The 15,565-nt window shown below is 42.5% G+C and carries 14 protein-coding genes; 5 read left to right on the forward strand and 9 right to left on the reverse strand.

Annotated features, from left to right (window positions below; all coding sequences use genetic code 11):
• Positions 1 to 66: 66 nt before the first annotated feature.
• The 3 genes from ACUXV2_RS10115 to dcuS form a co-directional block, all read right to left on the reverse strand.
• A complete protein-coding gene (locus ACUXV2_RS10115; RefSeq protein WP_446246881.1) occupies positions 67 to 1,389 on the reverse strand; it encodes a 2-hydroxycarboxylate transporter family protein in 1,323 nt (440 codons plus the stop codon).
• A gap of 235 nt (positions 1,390 to 1,624) precedes the next feature.
• Complete coding sequence (locus ACUXV2_RS10120) at positions 1,625 to 2,335, reverse strand: response regulator (protein ID WP_446246882.1); 711 nt, start codon at positions 2,333 to 2,335, stop codon at positions 1,625 to 1,627.
• Positions 2,313 to 3,920 (reverse strand): DcuS/MalK family sensor histidine kinase, encoded by a 1,608-nt coding sequence (gene dcuS, locus ACUXV2_RS10125; RefSeq protein WP_446247040.1) that lies wholly within the window; start codon positions 3,918 to 3,920, stop codon positions 2,313 to 2,315. The genes ACUXV2_RS10120 and dcuS overlap by 23 nt, the downstream gene beginning before the upstream one ends.
• Positions 3,921 to 4,125: 205 nt before the next feature.
• Between dcuS and ACUXV2_RS10130 the strand changes: the two genes are divergently transcribed.
• Positions 4,126 to 4,776: an MtnX-like HAD-IB family phosphatase gene (locus ACUXV2_RS10130; RefSeq protein ID WP_446246883.1), complete on the forward strand. Its 651-nt coding sequence runs from the start codon at positions 4,126 to 4,128 to the stop codon at positions 4,774 to 4,776.
• Positions 4,777 to 5,064: 288 nt separating this feature from the next.
• Here the strand turns inward: ACUXV2_RS10130 and ACUXV2_RS10135 are convergent, their stop codons facing one another.
• Complete coding sequence (locus ACUXV2_RS10135; protein WP_446246884.1) at positions 5,065 to 5,550, reverse strand: FixH family protein; 486 nt, start codon at positions 5,548 to 5,550, stop codon at positions 5,065 to 5,067.
• A gap of 290 nt (positions 5,551 to 5,840) precedes the next feature.
• Between ACUXV2_RS10135 and ACUXV2_RS10140 the strand changes: the two genes are divergently transcribed.
• The 3 genes from ACUXV2_RS10140 (at position 5,841) to ACUXV2_RS10150 (ending at position 8,607) form a co-directional block, all read left to right on the forward strand.
• Positions 5,841 to 6,518, forward strand: a complete 678-nt coding sequence (locus ACUXV2_RS10140) for a response regulator transcription factor (protein WP_446246885.1) — start codon at positions 5,841 to 5,843, stop codon at positions 6,516 to 6,518.
• A complete protein-coding gene (locus tag ACUXV2_RS10145) occupies positions 6,515 to 7,924 on the forward strand; it encodes a sensor histidine kinase (protein WP_446246886.1) in 1,410 nt (469 codons plus the stop codon). Before ACUXV2_RS10140 ends, ACUXV2_RS10145 begins: the two co-directional genes overlap by 4 nt.
• 122 nt (positions 7,925 to 8,046) lie before the next feature.
• Positions 8,047 to 8,607 (forward strand): SCO family protein, encoded by a 561-nt coding sequence (locus ACUXV2_RS10150; protein WP_446246887.1) that lies wholly within the window; start codon positions 8,047 to 8,049, stop codon positions 8,605 to 8,607.
• Positions 8,608 to 8,700: 93 nt separating this feature from the next.
• Here the strand turns inward: ACUXV2_RS10150 and ACUXV2_RS10155 are convergent, their stop codons facing one another.
• The 5 genes from ACUXV2_RS10155 to rlmD form a co-directional block, all read right to left on the reverse strand.
• The gene (locus tag ACUXV2_RS10155; protein WP_446246888.1) at positions 8,701 to 9,318 is read right to left on the reverse strand and encodes a redoxin domain-containing protein; all 618 of its coding nucleotides are present in this window, start codon (positions 9,316 to 9,318) and stop codon (positions 8,701 to 8,703) included.
• A 184-nt stretch (positions 9,319 to 9,502) separates the two neighbouring features.
• Positions 9,503 to 10,075 (reverse strand): cysteine hydrolase family protein, encoded by a 573-nt coding sequence (locus ACUXV2_RS10160; protein WP_446246889.1) that lies wholly within the window; start codon positions 10,073 to 10,075, stop codon positions 9,503 to 9,505.
• Between the two features lie 175 nt (positions 10,076 to 10,250).
• Entirely contained in the window at positions 10,251 to 11,183 is a 933-nt protein-coding gene (locus ACUXV2_RS10165; protein ID WP_446246890.1) for an NAD(P)H-binding protein, read from the reverse strand.
• 48 nt (positions 11,184 to 11,231) lie between these two features.
• On the reverse strand, positions 11,232 to 11,801 hold the full coding sequence (locus ACUXV2_RS10170; RefSeq protein ID WP_446246891.1) for a TetR/AcrR family transcriptional regulator: 570 nt from the start codon (positions 11,799 to 11,801) through the stop codon (positions 11,232 to 11,234).
• 353 nt (positions 11,802 to 12,154) lie between these two features.
• Positions 12,155 to 13,522, reverse strand: a complete 1,368-nt coding sequence (gene rlmD, locus ACUXV2_RS10175; protein ID WP_446247041.1) for a 23S rRNA (uracil(1939)-C(5))-methyltransferase RlmD — start codon at positions 13,520 to 13,522, stop codon at positions 12,155 to 12,157.
• Positions 13,523 to 13,773: 251 nt separating this feature from the next.
• Here rlmD and ACUXV2_RS10180 point away from each other — a divergent pair, with 251 nt between their 5' ends.
• Positions 13,774 to 15,546 carry a S9 family peptidase gene (locus ACUXV2_RS10180; protein ID WP_446246892.1) on the forward strand — a complete coding sequence of 591 codons (1,773 nt, stop codon included), beginning with the start codon at positions 13,774 to 13,776 and terminating at the stop codon, positions 15,544 to 15,546.
• Positions 15,547 to 15,565: the final 19 nt, after the last annotated feature.

The following is a 15,565-nucleotide window of genomic DNA, read 5'->3' on the forward strand; positions in this document are numbered from 1 at the left end:
TTGTCACCACAATCTGATAAAATGAGATAGGCTTGACTACTAGAGTCAAGCCTAAGTGTATCATATTTACAACAGAGGTATGATTAATCCGGCTAATAATAAGATCAGGGCGCCGCCCAAGCGTGATGATATCTGAGCGAAAGGCATGAGCTCCATCCGTTTTGATGCAGATAATACGGCAACATCTCCTGTTCCTCCCATATTGGCCATACATAACCCAGCCGTGATCGCTGCTTCGATCGGGTAAAAGCCGACCAGCTTACCAAGGATCGCAGCCCCGATGATCGCACCCAGTACCACTCCGAATACGGTTAAAATATATTGAAGAGTCAGTGCTTCAAGAACCGTGTTCAAATCAGTATAAGCAACTCCAATTCCAAACAATAAGGCAAAAGTCCAGTTACTTGCTACAAATTGATACCACTGACTTGCCCCCTCTACAACATTTTGAGGTATGAGATTTGAAATCTTTGCTGCTGCTACAAGAATGATCATGATGGCATATGGATGGAGTGGCAGAACAGTGCCAAGTAACGTCCCGACTGCAAAAAACGTCAAGGCCGCAAGTAATCCGACTCCCATCTTTTCTACATTATACTTTTGCTTTGTTTTTTCATACGTGAACCCTTTCATCAATTGTCCATTCCCGCTTAATGAAGGGACTTTCTTCCCGATCATATCCAGTACGGAGGCTAAAATGATCGCAAATACATTTCCTAATGCAAGAGCAGGTACAAGCATAGAAATATAGTAGCTTGGATCATTTCCCATCATCTCGGAATAGATTTGACTCATAGGGACAGCTCCTGCTCCCATTCCTCCGCCCATGATCGGCATCGTGATCACAAGAATGGCTTCTTGGAGTGTAAATCCGACAAGGGATCCAAGTAATCCGGCGATGATGACGGCTCCAGCTACAGCTCCAAAAATCGGCAGGAAATATCGCAGCCCCACTTTTACAAGAACTTTCGAATTCATTCCTAAGATGCTCCCTGTAATTAAAGCAGCAATATAAAAGTTCAAAAACCCTCCTGATTTCATGAAGTCTGTCATTGAAGTGACCGTTGCTTCAGGAAGTAAACCCGCATATACCATAAATGCAGAACCAAAGATCGCAATGATTGCCCCTCCACCCAAAAACGTTTTCACGATGGGTGTACGGTCACCTGCCCAGCCTAAGAGTTCTCCGAGCACCATCATGACAAGGAGGGTACCGATCATTCCACCTGGAAGATTTCCAGTATACAAACTTATGAGAGTGATTCCTGTAAAGACCAGAAACCAAAGAATCGGCATATTGAAAATTTGAAGCGATTGATCTTTGGTCAATGCAGCTTGTTCTTTTACTTTCTCACCCTTATATGCAAGTGTTGATGTTGCTTGTCCCATTTTATTCATCCCCTTAACCGTGTTTTAAAACCTTAAAACTAACCATTCCCCTTACACAACTTACATGTAACCTTTCTGACAGCTTCCCCTTCTTTTTCTTACACTAGAGAAACCTGGCCCCCTCTCTGTAATCGCTTACAATGTATTTCAATCTTATGAAAACGTTCTATACTTTCAAAGATTATGAAACTATTGATTGCCTTTTGAAATTAAAAAAAGCAGCCGAATGGGCTGCTTAAAGATAGTTCTGAAGGCGGGAGCTGTTTAATTTGTTAAACGTATACTGATAAACCGGCCTTCCAATTCCATAAATTAAGGCTTCATCCACCACCCCGATATCCTTCAGAAACTTAAGGTATTTTCTTATCGATACCCGAGAAATAGTCGTCACCTCTGCAATATCATCTGTTGAAAACGATTCTTCTCCAAAGCTAAGGATTTCTTCGAAAATTGATGATAGCGTACTGCTTGTCAATCCTTTAGGAAGAGGATCTTTGTTATCGGGTTCCAGTACATCTTTCAGCAAAAGTAAGTCAAGTTCGCTCTGATTGATGATTGCTTGATTTTGCAGCACTTGTTTCTTTTGACGATAAGACGTTAAAGCTTTTTTGAATCGTTCGAATTCAAAAGGTTTAATCAAGTAGTCGACAACACCCATCCGAAGAGCGGTTTGTATGTTGTCCACTTCAGATGCCGCCGTGATGAGAATGACATCTGTTTCTTGCTGTTCCTTACGAATTTGCCTCAATAAGTCCATACCGGTTTGTTCCCCAGGCATATACACATCCAATAGAATCAGATCAACTTTTTGATCTCTCATCTTTTCCTTTGCATCTTCAATGGAGTTTGAAATCCCTGCTAAATCAAACCCCTTTATATCCTCTAAATACGTTTGATTGAACTTGGCCACCATCGGGTCATCTTCAACTATCAACACCTTGATCATTCATTTTCCCCTCCGTATACAAAGCTTGTGCAATCATTGTCGTCCCTGATCCTTCCTTCGATTCAACATACAGGTGCCCATCCAGTTTATCCAGGCTCTCTTTCACTAAGAAAAGTCCGTAACCTCTACCTTCTCCTTTTGATGAATATCCTTTGATGAAAATCTCTTCTATCATTTCCTTCGGTATCCCATTCCCGGTGTCTGTTACGATAAGTTCTAACTGGCCTTTCTGGTAGGATAATTCCAAATGTACTTCCTTTACATCTCGATCCGCCATGGCTTCAATGCTATTATCCAACAGGTTCCCGATTACCGTGATCAATTCATGTGTAATCGATGGATCCCCCGGTTCGGGTATAAAGTCGTGACAATCGACAGTCAATAAAACGTTTTTTTCCCTGGCATAGCTCATTTTCCCCATGATAAACCCTGCCAGGGCAGGATCTTTAACCTTTGAAGAGACGGTGTTCACTTCGTCTGCCCTAAATGAAACAAGCTCTTTGATGTAACGCTCCAATCTTGTATACTCTTCCAAGTTCACCAAACCAAGAATCACATGCATTTTATTCATAAATTCATGGGATTGCGCCCGCAGCGCTTCTGCATAAGACTTCACCCCCGTCAGCTGTTCAGCCAATCGATTCACTTCCGTCTTGTCCCTGAACGTAGAAATGGCTCCAACGACTTCATTGTTTACAATTAAAGGAACACGATTTACTAATATAGATACACCATTGATTGTTTGCTCCTCATCCAATTCAGACTTCCCTGTTTCCATGACTCTCTCCAGCCCGGTTTCAGGCATGTAATCTTTGATGGGTAAACCGACTGGATCGCTTCCTAACCCTGCTTTATTGAATATTGTCAGTGCAGACTTATTCACTAATGAAACTGTCGTATCCTTATTTACGGCTACTACGCCTTCATGAACCGATTGTAGCATTGTGTTCCGTTCTTCTAATATTTTGGCAATAGCAATAGGCTCAAGACCAAATAATATCCTCTTTATGTACCTTGCAATAAAAATAGCCCCGATAATTCCGAAGAAGATCCCGATGATTGAACCCACTAAAATATTTCGGTGGCTTTGATTCAGTGCTTCTTCCACTCTATTCAGTGAAATTCCAACAGCTACGGCTCCAACTTGCCGGTCATTTTCATCATATACAGGAGAAAAAGCCCTGACTGATTTCCCCAATGTTCCTTCTGAAATAGACAGACTCTCCTTACCTTGCAGCACGTCTTTCTCATCCCCGCCGACAAAGTGTTTGCCAATCCGCTCTGGATTTGGGTGAGATTTTCGTATCCCATCCATATCCATCACCACTACAAACATAACTTCTGCTGACTTTTGAATATCCAGTGTATATTCTTGTATCCTCTCTTCATGTTTTTGATTTTGTAACCCCTGCTTTACAATCGTCGAATGGGCGACCGTTCTGGAAACGATCTTTGCTTTTTCTTCTATGGAAGATTCGATGTTCTCATTAATCGTCTTTGAAATGAGCAAGTCGGTCAGTACAAGAGATATGAAGACAACGATACAAACGAATAAAATGATAATCGTACTAAGTTTAAGCTGCATCTTTTTCACAAGTTTCACTCCAGAATAGTATGATTATTTATTTTACATGATTCAATGAGGACAGAGAGAGCATTATGAATAAAGTGGGGTATGGAAACCACATTTTCAGAGGATTTTTTAGTATAATCATCCATAAGGTTACCTCTATACTATAGACACAAAGAAGTGGATAGCAATCTATACATTCTGCAGGAGGTTACAAAATATGAAAAAATGGGCTTTTGTTTCTGATTTTGACGGCACGATAACAAAAAAAGATTTTTATCATATCGTCATTGAGAAGTACTTCGAGGATGGGAAAAAGCTTTATAAGAAATGGAAATCCGAAGAAATAAAGGATATAGATTTTTTAGCGGCGGTTTTCAGTTCAATTGATCAAGAGGAAAATATCATCATTGATGACATCAAATCGATCGAGATCGATGAATATGTTCCCTCCTTCATAAAAAAAGTGCAGAAAAACAACGGGGATTTCTTCATTTTAAGCGCAGGGACCGATTATTATATTCATCATCTTCTGGATCATTATGGGATAGAGGGCGTAAAGGTGTTTTCCAATGAAGGGTATTATAAAGATAAAAATGTGCATTTGAACATTGACAGCAGCCATCCTCATTACTCCGAAAGATATGGAATAGACAAAGAAAAAGTGATCACTGATTTGAAGAAAGAATATGAGGCCGTTTACTTCGCCGGAGACAGTGAACCGGATTCTCATCCAGCAAAGGCAGCGGATTTGACTTTTGCCTTTTCACAGCTTCAAGAACTCCTCAAAGAAAAATCAATATCTTATATTAACGTAAATAGTTTTAAAGAGATTGAGGATCACTTACAGAAGAAAGGTCTTTTTGACTAATGGTCATCAAATGGGACGGTGCTTTACGATTACCGATGAAAAGTAGTATACTATATATGCCTCTCCCGAACATTCGCTTGTTGCGGGACACTTAACCACTGTACGGACGGGAGAGGCCTCGAATATTAAATTGTTCATGCTTCAATGATTCCCTGTCGCAGGATATCATTGAAGCATTTTATTTAGAATTTCAAAATGCTCTTGCTTTTGGAGCGAAAACCAACCTTCTTCCAGTTACTTGAAAACAAATTCAATTTAAAGCCCTCTAACACTGAGTGACAATTCCCCTTAATGCTGGTGGTCACTTTCATCATGGTCATGCTGGTGCCCTGATTCTTCTTCGAGTGCTTTCAGTTCTTCTTCAGAGACATTCCCTGCAATGATGTGTTTGATTGGCATGACGTGCATATCGCGTGCTGTGACATGGGTTTGCACGTAATAGATTCCATCTTCTTCAAACGAAGTTTCGACTTGATAGATACCGTCTTTCATATGCTCTGCTTCAATCATTTCACTATCGTCCTTGTTGCTGCCTTTCCATACTTCAAACTTGACTTCATCGGCATCTTCAACTTTTTCTTCTCCTTGGAGTACCTGTACTTTCAAGATTGTTTCCTCACTGAGTGAAACTTTTTCAGGTACCATAATTTCAGCGCTGACCTGTTCAGGTATCGATTCACTAGTGTCAGGCTTAGCCTCATCACTGTTTTCCGTACAGGCCGACAGGTATAAAATGGCAGACACCATCATAAGCAGCATTAATATCTTCTTCATTTCTTTTCCTCCGATCATACTATTTTCTTTCTTCTATTTTTGAGTGTAGGCGGAAATAGATGAGGATCAGAATACCAAGTTACAGTTTGTTTTACCTTGCATTTCTTCCTCATTTTTCCCTTTAAGATTATCATAGTAAAAAGTTGTGAAGAAAGAATGAAGTTTCTATCAATTATTATGGACCTCTTTTTTCTTCCTCCATTTAACTTGTCTTCTCACAAAAACTTCACATTTTTACTGTATAATAAGCAACGATAACAGTAAAAGGATTAATAGGGGGCCATTTTGAGATGAGCACGACCATTATGATTATAGACGATGAAGAGCAAATGAGAAAGTTAGTTCAAACCTTTCTGCAAAATGAGGGATATAATGTAGCAGAGGCAGCGAACGGTATGGATGCCCTTCATAAAATACGCCAGACTCCTCCCGATCTTTTATTGGTAGATGTGATGATGCCATATATGGATGGCTTTTCCTTTGCAGAAGAAATGAAGAAAACGCATGACATCCCACTTATATTCTTGACTGCAAAAGGCGAGGAATGGGATAAGGTACACGGGCTTCGCTTAGGCGGGGATGATTATATCGTGAAACCCTTTCACCCAGGGGAATTGATTGCTAGAATCGAATCGGTTTTACGCAGAGCAAAATCTGCGGCAGTACAAACTGCATCTTTCACGGCTGGGCCCCTTACAATCATCGTGGAAGCTCATTCCGCTTTCCTTCATGGAATACCACTTTCGTTGACGTTAAAGGAATTTGAATTACTACTGCTATTGGTAAAGAACCAAGGAAAGCTATTTACACGGGAACAGCTTCTTAATCTGGTATGGGGTGATCACTATACAGGTAGTGAGCGTACAGTGGATACACATATTAAAACGATACGCCTCAAAATGAAGAATGAGGGTCAGCTGATCCAGACGGTTTGGGGAAAAGGATATAAATTAGAGGTGTCGCATTGAAAATACAAAAACGTTCGTTAAGTCAAAAGGTCTTCCTTCTGATCCTTGGGAGTATTGGAGCGACCATCCTATTTTCATTCTTCTTCCTTCATTTTCTTTATAAAGATCTTTATCTTAAGAGCATTCGGGAATCCGTCATGCACCAGGGAGAAAATACTGCTGCCCATTATCATTATGGTGCTTTGAACGAAGAAATCATCGAGAAGATTCACTGGTTCAATATCGTATCGGAGTATGAGGTCACCGTTGTAAATAGCGTTGAGGAACTGGACGAACATTTCCCTTATGATATAGGGAATAGACCACTGCTGGACCATCAAGATCGAGTCAGGTTAAATGAAGGAAAATCTGTCTTGAAAGAGGGATATGTAGAAAGCTTTGACCGGGATATTGTCAGTGCCGTGTTTCCCCTTCAAGGTGAAAACGGCTTGATTGGACTCGTATTCATCTATGTCCCGCTTGAAGCGATGCAGGAAGTCTTTCAGGCAAGCATGCCGATATTAATCCTTGCAGGGGGGATTTATTTTATCCTTCTGTTTCTTGTGGTCAATCGTATTCGCCACTCTATGTTTAAACCACTGAATGATATGCAGAAGCTTTCGCAGGAAGTGGCAAAAGGAAACTATTCCAACCGCCTTCATCCAGCAGAGTTTGATGAAGTAGGACAGCTGGCTGAAGCGTTCAATATCATGAGCTCATCCCTCGAAGAACAAGAGACACGGAAAAAGGAATTCATATCAAATGTTGTTCATGAGCTCAGGACGCCGCTTACTTATATTAATGGGTATACTGAAGCCCTCAAACAAAACATGTATTCATCTAAAGAAGAAGCCGACAGTTACTTAACTACTATTCAGAGGGAAACAAGCCGTCTGAATCAAATCGTCCATGACTTGATCGATTTGAATCATCTGGAAGAGAACCTGTATGTAATCAACAAAGAGCCAATCGCCGTCGCTCAACTCCTCTATGATACCCTGGATCTCTTCAAAATCCGTCTTTCACAGAACCAGCTCCATACAATTGTAGATATTGAAGAGGATATGATCATACACGGAGACCATAAACGGATGGAACAAGTCTTCTACAATCTTGTTGATAACGCAGTCAAATACTCACCACGAAATGAAACCATCAGGATTGAACTGACCAGGAGAGAAAACCAAATGTATTTCAGGATCAACAATAAAGGAATAATCAATCAGGAAGATCTTCCGCGGCTGGGTGAACGCTTCTTCCGTACCGACAAGGCGCGGAGCCGGTCAACCGGCGGTACGGGCCTGGGTTTGTCCATTGTGAAGCAGATCATCTCCCTTCACAATGGAACAATCACCATTAACAGCGATGTTGAAAAAGGGACAGAGGTTTTTGTGGTGATGAACCTGATGGAGGATACATTTGACTGATGCTTTCAGTAGATTCAAGATGGTCAATCTTAGCAGGAGCCCCGAACCGCAAAACCTGTGAAAGCGGGGCCTCTCTGCAATCAACGGCTCCTCCAAGTAAACGTAAGGAAAAGAGGTTACTCATGAACAGATTATACTTGCCTTTCATCCTGATGCTCGTCATGATGCTGGCCGGATGCGGAATCGAAAAAAATATAGAGTATCAAATGGAGCCCTTCACCTTTACCGACCAGAACGGTGAAGAATTTGGAAGCAATGACCTGAAGGGAAAGGTATGGATAGCTGACTTCATCTTCACAAGCTGCGAGACCGTATGCCCACCGATGACAGCAAGCATGGCTTCACTGCAAAAGGAAATGAAGAAAAAAGGAATTGAAGTAGAGTTCGTTTCATTCAGCAGCGATCCCGAAATCGATACGCCAGAAAAACTAAAATCCTTCAAGGAAAAGTTCGATGGAGATGAAGATAATTGGCATTTATTGACCGGGTATACACAGACTGAAATAGAAACATTCGCCAGAGAAGAATTCCAGACACTCATCCAAAAGCCACAATCATCTAACCAGGTCATCCACTCCACGAGTTTCTATGTCATCGATCAGAATGGCAGCATCATTAACAGCTTCGGTTTTCAAAGAAGCCACTTTGATGAAATCATAAGGCAAATTGAAAAACTGCAGTGATGATGGTCAGAGGTGTTATGCTTGTCCTATTCTAGACATTCGAAGCCTTTACAAGGTGTATACCTATTGACCTTGTGAAGGCAGGCACTCTTTTTATATTTTTCCGATTTTTTTGGGATCTTTACTGATTCCCGGCTGACCCGGTACCCAATTGGCGGGAACTCCTTTTCCTGTCTTTCGGTTGTATTCCAAGCCCTGGATTATCCTTAGAATTTCGTAAACGTTTCGTCCGACTTCTAAAGGATTTACGAACCTAGTAACAATCATGCCATCTGGATCGACTATAATGGTTGCCCTTAAAGCAGCTCCGGCTTTTTCATTGAGAACCCGATAAGCTTTACTGATTTGATGTGTCCGGTCACTTACCAGCGGAAATGTCACTTGTGATGCAGAAGGCGAAACCTCGGTAAACACTTTATGGGAGTAGATACTGTCGGTACTAATGGCAAGTACTTCTGCATGAAGTACTTTCAGTTGTTCATAAATGGCAGCGACCGCTGCCAGCTCCGTCGGTCAGACAAAGGTAAAGTCACTCCCGTAAAAAAATAGGATCACCCATTTTCCAAGGTAGTTTTCCAAACTGACCTCTTTGATCTTCTTCTCTCCATTATCATAGGCTTCTGCTGTAAATAAAGGTGCTTCATCAGTTGTCTGGGCACAAAATGGCAGGGCGCATCCTGCCGGACCATCCTCTCCTCTATTAAATTCCATGTACTCACCTCCATTCCATACAATGTATGACGGCCACAAATTACGCATTGGTACTGTTCCATTCTCACTTTCCACCCAACTATCACTTCAATAGTGTATGCTTGAATTTTTGTCCAGATGAAAGCAAAAAAAGGCGCCCGTCTCTTACTGCGCATTGACACAGTAAGGGACAGGCACCACCATTTTACATTCCATATTCTTTTCTAAAACCATCGTGACTAGGTTTAAACACATCTTCATTTGAGTGTCTGACCACTGAGAAATGATCAACGTTATAATGACCATGAAGTGCCTTATTATGATGAGATATGATCTGTTCGCCTTTCAAAACGGAGGAATCTTTCGTCGAATGACCATCCTCCACCAGGGTCACATCCATTCCATTGACTGTTGCGTACCTGACAGCCGTATCAATGCAATACTCGGTTTGACACCCCGTCACCACGACATGTTTGACTTCCTTCTCTTTTAAGTAGCTGAGCAGCGGTGTCCCATAGAACGAATTAGTCGCAGATTTGTCAAAGGTGACCGCATTCTCAGGAATCACGATTTCGCTATGCACCTGGAAACCGCCCCCCTTTCCTCCGGCAACATCCCTGTCCCGGATGAAAATAAGGCTTGCACCCTCATCTACCGCCTTCCCTATGACGCGATTGATCGTTTCAATCAGCTCTTTCTTTTGAACGACTGGCTGTTCTTTATCGTTTCCTTCAATCAATTCCTGCTGAGCATCGATGACGAGCAATGCCTGGTTCATATGAATCTCCCCTTTTTGTCAGTGCATTTCTTCTATCGGTTTGAGATATGGAGTCATTTCTGGCGTATCACTACCTTTTTAGAGGTCTATGTTAGTAAGATTCGACTTTCCCTGAGGGGAATCCTCCTGGAATCAGACAAACTCCGCTGAACTCACTTACAGTCTAATTATGTTTTCATGCCTTCATGAACGCGATCGTTTCTTCTATTCCCTTTTCATACGGAGTCCCATTTAGTTCACCCAAGAGCATTTCTATTTTTTCACCTGAAAGAATAGTAGGTTCATAATTTATATATTGCATCTCAAGTGCTTCTCGCATTGGTTTCCCCGCGAAAAGCGCGAAGATTGCGAACATCGGTTTTGTGATGAAATAGAGTTGTTTGTCATTCCCAAGCAATTTCTTCAGGAGCTTTTCGACATCATTTCCAGTTATGGGAGCAACTGCTGGAATATTCCAGCTTTGCCCATATGCATCAGGGCTGCATGCAAGCTCCACCATGATCTTTGCCCCATCCTTTGTATAAATGAACTCTCGTAAAACATTCCCCGGACCTACGAATCCAGCCTTCTTCTTTTTAAGAAGTTGATCCAATGTGTGGTGGAAATATGTGTTTGTGGCGTTAGGACCGTAAAAGTCAGGAAAATGACAAATGAACGCCTGAACAGGAGATTGCTTGATCATTTGCTCCATTTTCAAACGCAGCTTGCCTTTTTTCGTATGAGGATCCTTCACTTTATCCTCCGTCAGTCTGTTTCCTCCGCTTTTCCCATAAGAGTAGATGTTATCCACTACCGCCAGTCTGGTATTATTAATTTCCGCTGCCATGATGACGTTTTCCGTCATGTCAATTAATTTACTTTGCCAATCTTGGTACGGCATGTTCATTGCATGGAAAATGATATCACAGCCTTTCCCTGCCTCGATAAGGTGCCCTTTCTCTTCCGCATTGCCGGGCTGGATTGTGACAAGGTCCATTGCTCCAAACAATCCCTTTAATTTCTCTTCGCCTCTTGCAAATGCAACCACTTCTATCCCGCGGTCAACCAATTCATTGACGAGCGCGTACCCCATTCCTCCAGATGCCCCGACTACCATTGCCTTTTTCATCTTAAGCCCCCCTATTATTAACCATTGGTCAAATAATTCAAAAAAAATTCAGCTTATAGATTTCAGGATGAAATTCACGTGGGAATGTGCAAGAACTTCTACTTCTTCATAGGTTTCTTCACTTCGGCAATAATGACTCACAAAACCATGCAGCGAAAGGAAAACCGACCAGGTCTCCCCAATGGTGATTTCTCTCCTACTAAGCTCGATAAGCGACCTTGCGAATTTTTCATACGATTCATTCGGTCCTTTGTTCACATAGCACTTGACTTCTTCATCAGCAAGGAGAAACATTATTTCATACTGACTTTTGTGGCTTAATCCGAATCGGATGAAAGCGAGCAGGACCTCTCTCAATTTGCTTTTAGGATCCAACTCCTGATTCATCACATCATCAAGCCACTGGTCCAAAAGTTTAAAATCCGTTTCGATCATGGCAAAAAATAATTCCGCTTTGTTTTTAAAATGGTAATAAATCGAGCCATGGCTGTATCCAAGTGCAGCTGCGATCTGTCTCATTGATACCTGCTGATATCCTTTTTTTGTGAAAAGCTCACGGGCGGCCTTCATGATCATTCCTTTTGTGAGTTCCTGTTCTACTGATTTTCTGGGTGCCATTTAATACCTCATCCTTTTTATTGACCAGTGTTTAATTAAACTATATTCTGCAGACTACACCTAAGTCAAGAATATTTTTCCAGATAATCAACATTTAGATATGTTCCCATTAAACTTCTAAAAGACATAAAACAGATACAACATTCAAACTGGCGCTACAGTGAACGCCATTCATCAGACGGGGAAGTCAATCATACTCATACAGAACATCAACCTGCTTGGCAGGAATAGACCTTGGCCCCACTGGGGAAGTATATGCTCTATAGCTGCCAAATTACCCTTAAGATCATACTGATCCCATAAGAGAAGGCCCGTCCCGGACTGCTTTAATCAGTACGGGACGGGCCTCATCATTATTTATTCAACGTCAATGTTGCGACACATTCCACATGAACGGTATGCGGGAAAAGGTCCACTGGCTGAACGGCATCAAGTGTATAGCCAAATGGTTCGAGCTCTTTGATATCCGTCGCGAATGTATCAGGGTTGCATGATACATATACGATTCGTTCCGGCTGGGAGCGTCCGATTCTTCTCATCACTTTTCCACCCGCACCAGAACGCGGCGGGTCGAGCATCAATAATTCCGGATGGCCAAAACTTTCGAGTACCTGGTCGATCCCTTTTCGAGCATCCTTCGCTAGGAAATACGTGTTTGTGATCCCATTATCCTCGGCGTTCCGCTTGGCGGACTCGATCGAGCTTTCGACGATTTCAATGCCGGCAAGCTTTCCTACCCTGCTGGCAAACGGAAGGGAGAATGTACCGACTCCGCAGAAGAGGTCGATCATTTTTTCCTTCTTCTTCGGCTCGCTCATTTCGACTGCCAAGTCGACGAGCTTCTGTGCCTGCACCGGGTTCGTCTGGAAGAATGTATCGAACCACAAGCGGAAACGGTATCCATCCATTTCGTCATTGATATAATCACGGCCTGCAAGTAGATGAATTTCCTCAGCCTGTGTACGGTCCGCCCAGTCTGTGTTTTCCATCCATAGCAGACTTTTCACATGAGGGAACTTCTTCTCCACACGGGCTTTCAGATCATCCACTGCAGGTTGCAGTTCGCCTCCAGGACCCTGGGTAGAAAATACTGCGAGCATCAACTCACCAGTTGCAAACGACTGGCGCACCATCAAATGGCGAAGCAGTCCCTCATGGGTATCTTTGTTGTATCCTTCCAACTCGTGGTCCTTTACCCAACCAGCAACTTCCATTGCCGCTTCCACCATTTGTTCGCTTGCGATCAGGCAGGTTTCCAGTGAAATGACTTTGCGGAAATTCCCCTGCTCATGAAGACCCATGGAGCCGTCAGGAGCGAACGTGAATTCCATTTTGTTGCGGTACTGCCAAGGTTCGTCCATTCCGATTGTGTCGCGGACAAGAGCGGGGTCAAAGCCTTCGGCTTCGATCGCCTTCCTCACATGCTTCGTCTTTTCCTTTAGCTGACCTTCATACGTCCAGTGCTGCCACACACAGCCTCCACACCGTTCAAAATGCGGACACGGGGCATCTGTCCGTTCAGGATGAGCCTCCACAATTTCGTCTGGCATCGCTTTCCTTCTTTTTTTCTCAGGATGATCGACCGTCACGCGCACCTTCTCTCCGGGAAGCGTCTGCGGGATCATCAGTCTTAATTTCTTCGGATTTCCAAGTTCATTCTTCCGCCAAACTTCGGCTTGTCCTGAACCTTTCTTATCTAATCCATGTATAGTAACAACCATTTCTTCATTGGTAGTAGGCAATTCGTGGTCCTCCTTGATACATACTGTCTAACTTAATACTTTATAAAATTCAGCGGGTGAATGCAACCCTTTTGTAGCAGTGGGTAAGTTAAATCGAAAGCCCTCTCAAAGTATGGTAACGTGTTAGCGAATCGAAGGTGGGCACTTTTTATCAGGTTCATGTTGTATTGTGATAAAGGTAGTGGAATAATATGGTTATAAAAGTTTTTCAGGGGGAATGTCCTATTAAAATGCCATTACCTGAAGTTGATCAATATTTCTACAGTGTGGAAATCAGTACATTCAGTGTGAGTGAAAACGGAAAAAAAATAGTGTTCAGCACAAATTTGAACGGCCATTACAATTTATGGTCGATGGATCTTCCTCATTTATATCCCTATCAGCTGACTGCGATCAATCAAAATTGCAATCAGATCCATGTCGACAGCGAAAACCAATTTATCGCTGCAACTTTTGAGCATGACGGGGATGAGAATTTTCAACTGCACTACCTGCCTCTTTCAGGCGGCACACCTGTCCCTTTCAACGAAGCAGAATCAAATTCAAGATGTTATCATGCTTGTTTTTCACAGAATCTCGAAATGTACTACTCATCGAATCACGAAAATCCTTTTATGAACATTTATAAAACCGATTTAAAAACGAATGAAACAAGCATTATTCAAAAGGGAGAAAAAGCTCCGATCGTCGTGGCTGCCGTTTCACCTGATGGGACTGGTTACATATTTACCGAAACTTATTCAAATACACATGCAGCAGGGTTCTACTATTCTGGTGGGGACAAACTTCCTTTAGTGCCGGATCCGTCAGTCCCCCACATTATCAGGGACGTCTTGTTTACGGGGGATGGCACCGTTTATTTTCTCACTAACTACGAAGAGGAATTCACTTTTCTCGCCTCTTTCAATCTTTCAACCTACGAATACATACCTGTTTTGAAACTGGAAAACGAAGAAATGAAAGCCATCCAATATCATGGTGGAAGTCTTTTCATTACGACTGAAATAGGGGTAAGGGACCGCCTTCTTCATTACGAAGTCACGTCTGCAAAGCATGAGTCGATGGACCCACCCTGTGACATCATTAAAAAAGTCGACTCAGCGAAAGATGGAACGCTCTTTATCTTAGGCATGTCTGCAGGCCGCGTCGATAATCTCTTCAAAAAGGAAACAGCAAGCGACTGGACACAGCTGACCAATAACAAAGTGCTAGGCATAAGCGAAGAGAACATGATAGCACCCGAAGTCATTCAATATCCCTCCTGCGATGGTTTACAGATAGAAGCCCTGCTTTTCAATCCGGAAAAAGAAAAAAGGAAGGACATCACGATATTCTGGCCTCATGGAGGGCCCCAGAAAGCTGAACGCCTGACTTACAGACCACTATTTCAATACTTGGTTCAGAGCGGCTACACCATCTTTGCTCCGAATTTCAGGGGAAGCACCGGATACGGAACAGCCTTTCAGAAGATGGTTGAACAGGATTGGGGCGGCGGTCCCAGGCTCGATTGCGTGAAGGGAATGGATTGGCTGATTGACAATGGCTATGCGGAGAAAGGAAAGATCGTTTGCATGGGAGGGAGTTATGGCGGATATATGAGCCTGCTTCTAGCAGGCAGACACACTGAATATTTCTGCGGAATCATTGATATTTTCGGAATCTCCAATCTTCTCACTTTCATTGACAATCTCCCTACTACCTGGAGACCACTGATGAATCAGCTGGTTGGAGATCCAGAAAAAGATCGCGAAAAATTAGTAAAGGACTCACCTATTACCTATATCGATCAAATGGATAAGCCCATGTTCATCATACACGGTGAAAATGATCCTCGTGTGAAAACCGAGGAGTCTGAGAGAATCGTAGAAAGTCTAAGTAAAAAGGGGATTTACGTTGAATACCTGTTGTTTGACGATGAGGGGCATGGATTCTCCAAGAAGAAAAATGAAATAGAAGCCTACCAGCGAATCCGGACATTCATAGACAAATTCATGAGTTACTAAAAAATGAGGACGGCCCTTT

It is taken from the genome of Rossellomorea sp. NS-SX7 (assembly GCF_052828565.1).

Excerpts from the sequence above, each read along its gene's own strand:
- ACUXV2_RS10115 (WP_446246881.1), bottom strand. The coding sequence starts at position 1,389 with ATGGGACAAGCAACATCAACACTTGCATATAAGGGTGAGAAAGTAAAA.
- ACUXV2_RS10120 (WP_446246882.1), bottom strand. The coding sequence starts at position 2,335 with ATGATCAAGGTGTTGATAGTTGAAGATGACCCGATGGTGGCCAAGTTC.
- dcuS (WP_446247040.1), bottom strand. The coding sequence starts at position 3,920 with ATGCAGCTTAAACTTAGTACGATTATCATTTTATTCGTTTGTATCGTT.
- ACUXV2_RS10130 (WP_446246883.1), top strand. The coding sequence starts at position 4,126 with ATGAAAAAATGGGCTTTTGTTTCTGATTTTGACGGCACGATAACAAAA.
- ACUXV2_RS10135 (WP_446246884.1), bottom strand. The coding sequence starts at position 5,550 with ATGAAGAAGATATTAATGCTGCTTATGATGGTGTCTGCCATTTTATAC.
- ACUXV2_RS10140 (WP_446246885.1), top strand. The coding sequence starts at position 5,841 with ATGAGCACGACCATTATGATTATAGACGATGAAGAGCAAATGAGAAAG.
- ACUXV2_RS10150 (WP_446246887.1), top strand. The coding sequence starts at position 8,047 with ATGAACAGATTATACTTGCCTTTCATCCTGATGCTCGTCATGATGCTG.
- ACUXV2_RS10160 (WP_446246889.1), bottom strand. The coding sequence starts at position 10,075 with ATGAACCAGGCATTGCTCGTCATCGATGCTCAGCAGGAATTGATTGAA.
- ACUXV2_RS10165 (WP_446246890.1), bottom strand. The coding sequence starts at position 11,183 with ATGAAAAAGGCAATGGTAGTCGGGGCATCTGGAGGAATGGGGTACGCG.
- ACUXV2_RS10170 (WP_446246891.1), bottom strand. The coding sequence starts at position 11,801 with ATGGCACCCAGAAAATCAGTAGAACAGGAACTCACAAAAGGAATGATC.
- rlmD (WP_446247041.1), bottom strand. The coding sequence starts at position 13,522 with ATGGTTGTTACTATACATGGATTAGATAAGAAAGGTTCAGGACAAGCC.
- ACUXV2_RS10180 (WP_446246892.1), top strand. The coding sequence starts at position 13,774 with ATGCCATTACCTGAAGTTGATCAATATTTCTACAGTGTGGAAATCAGT.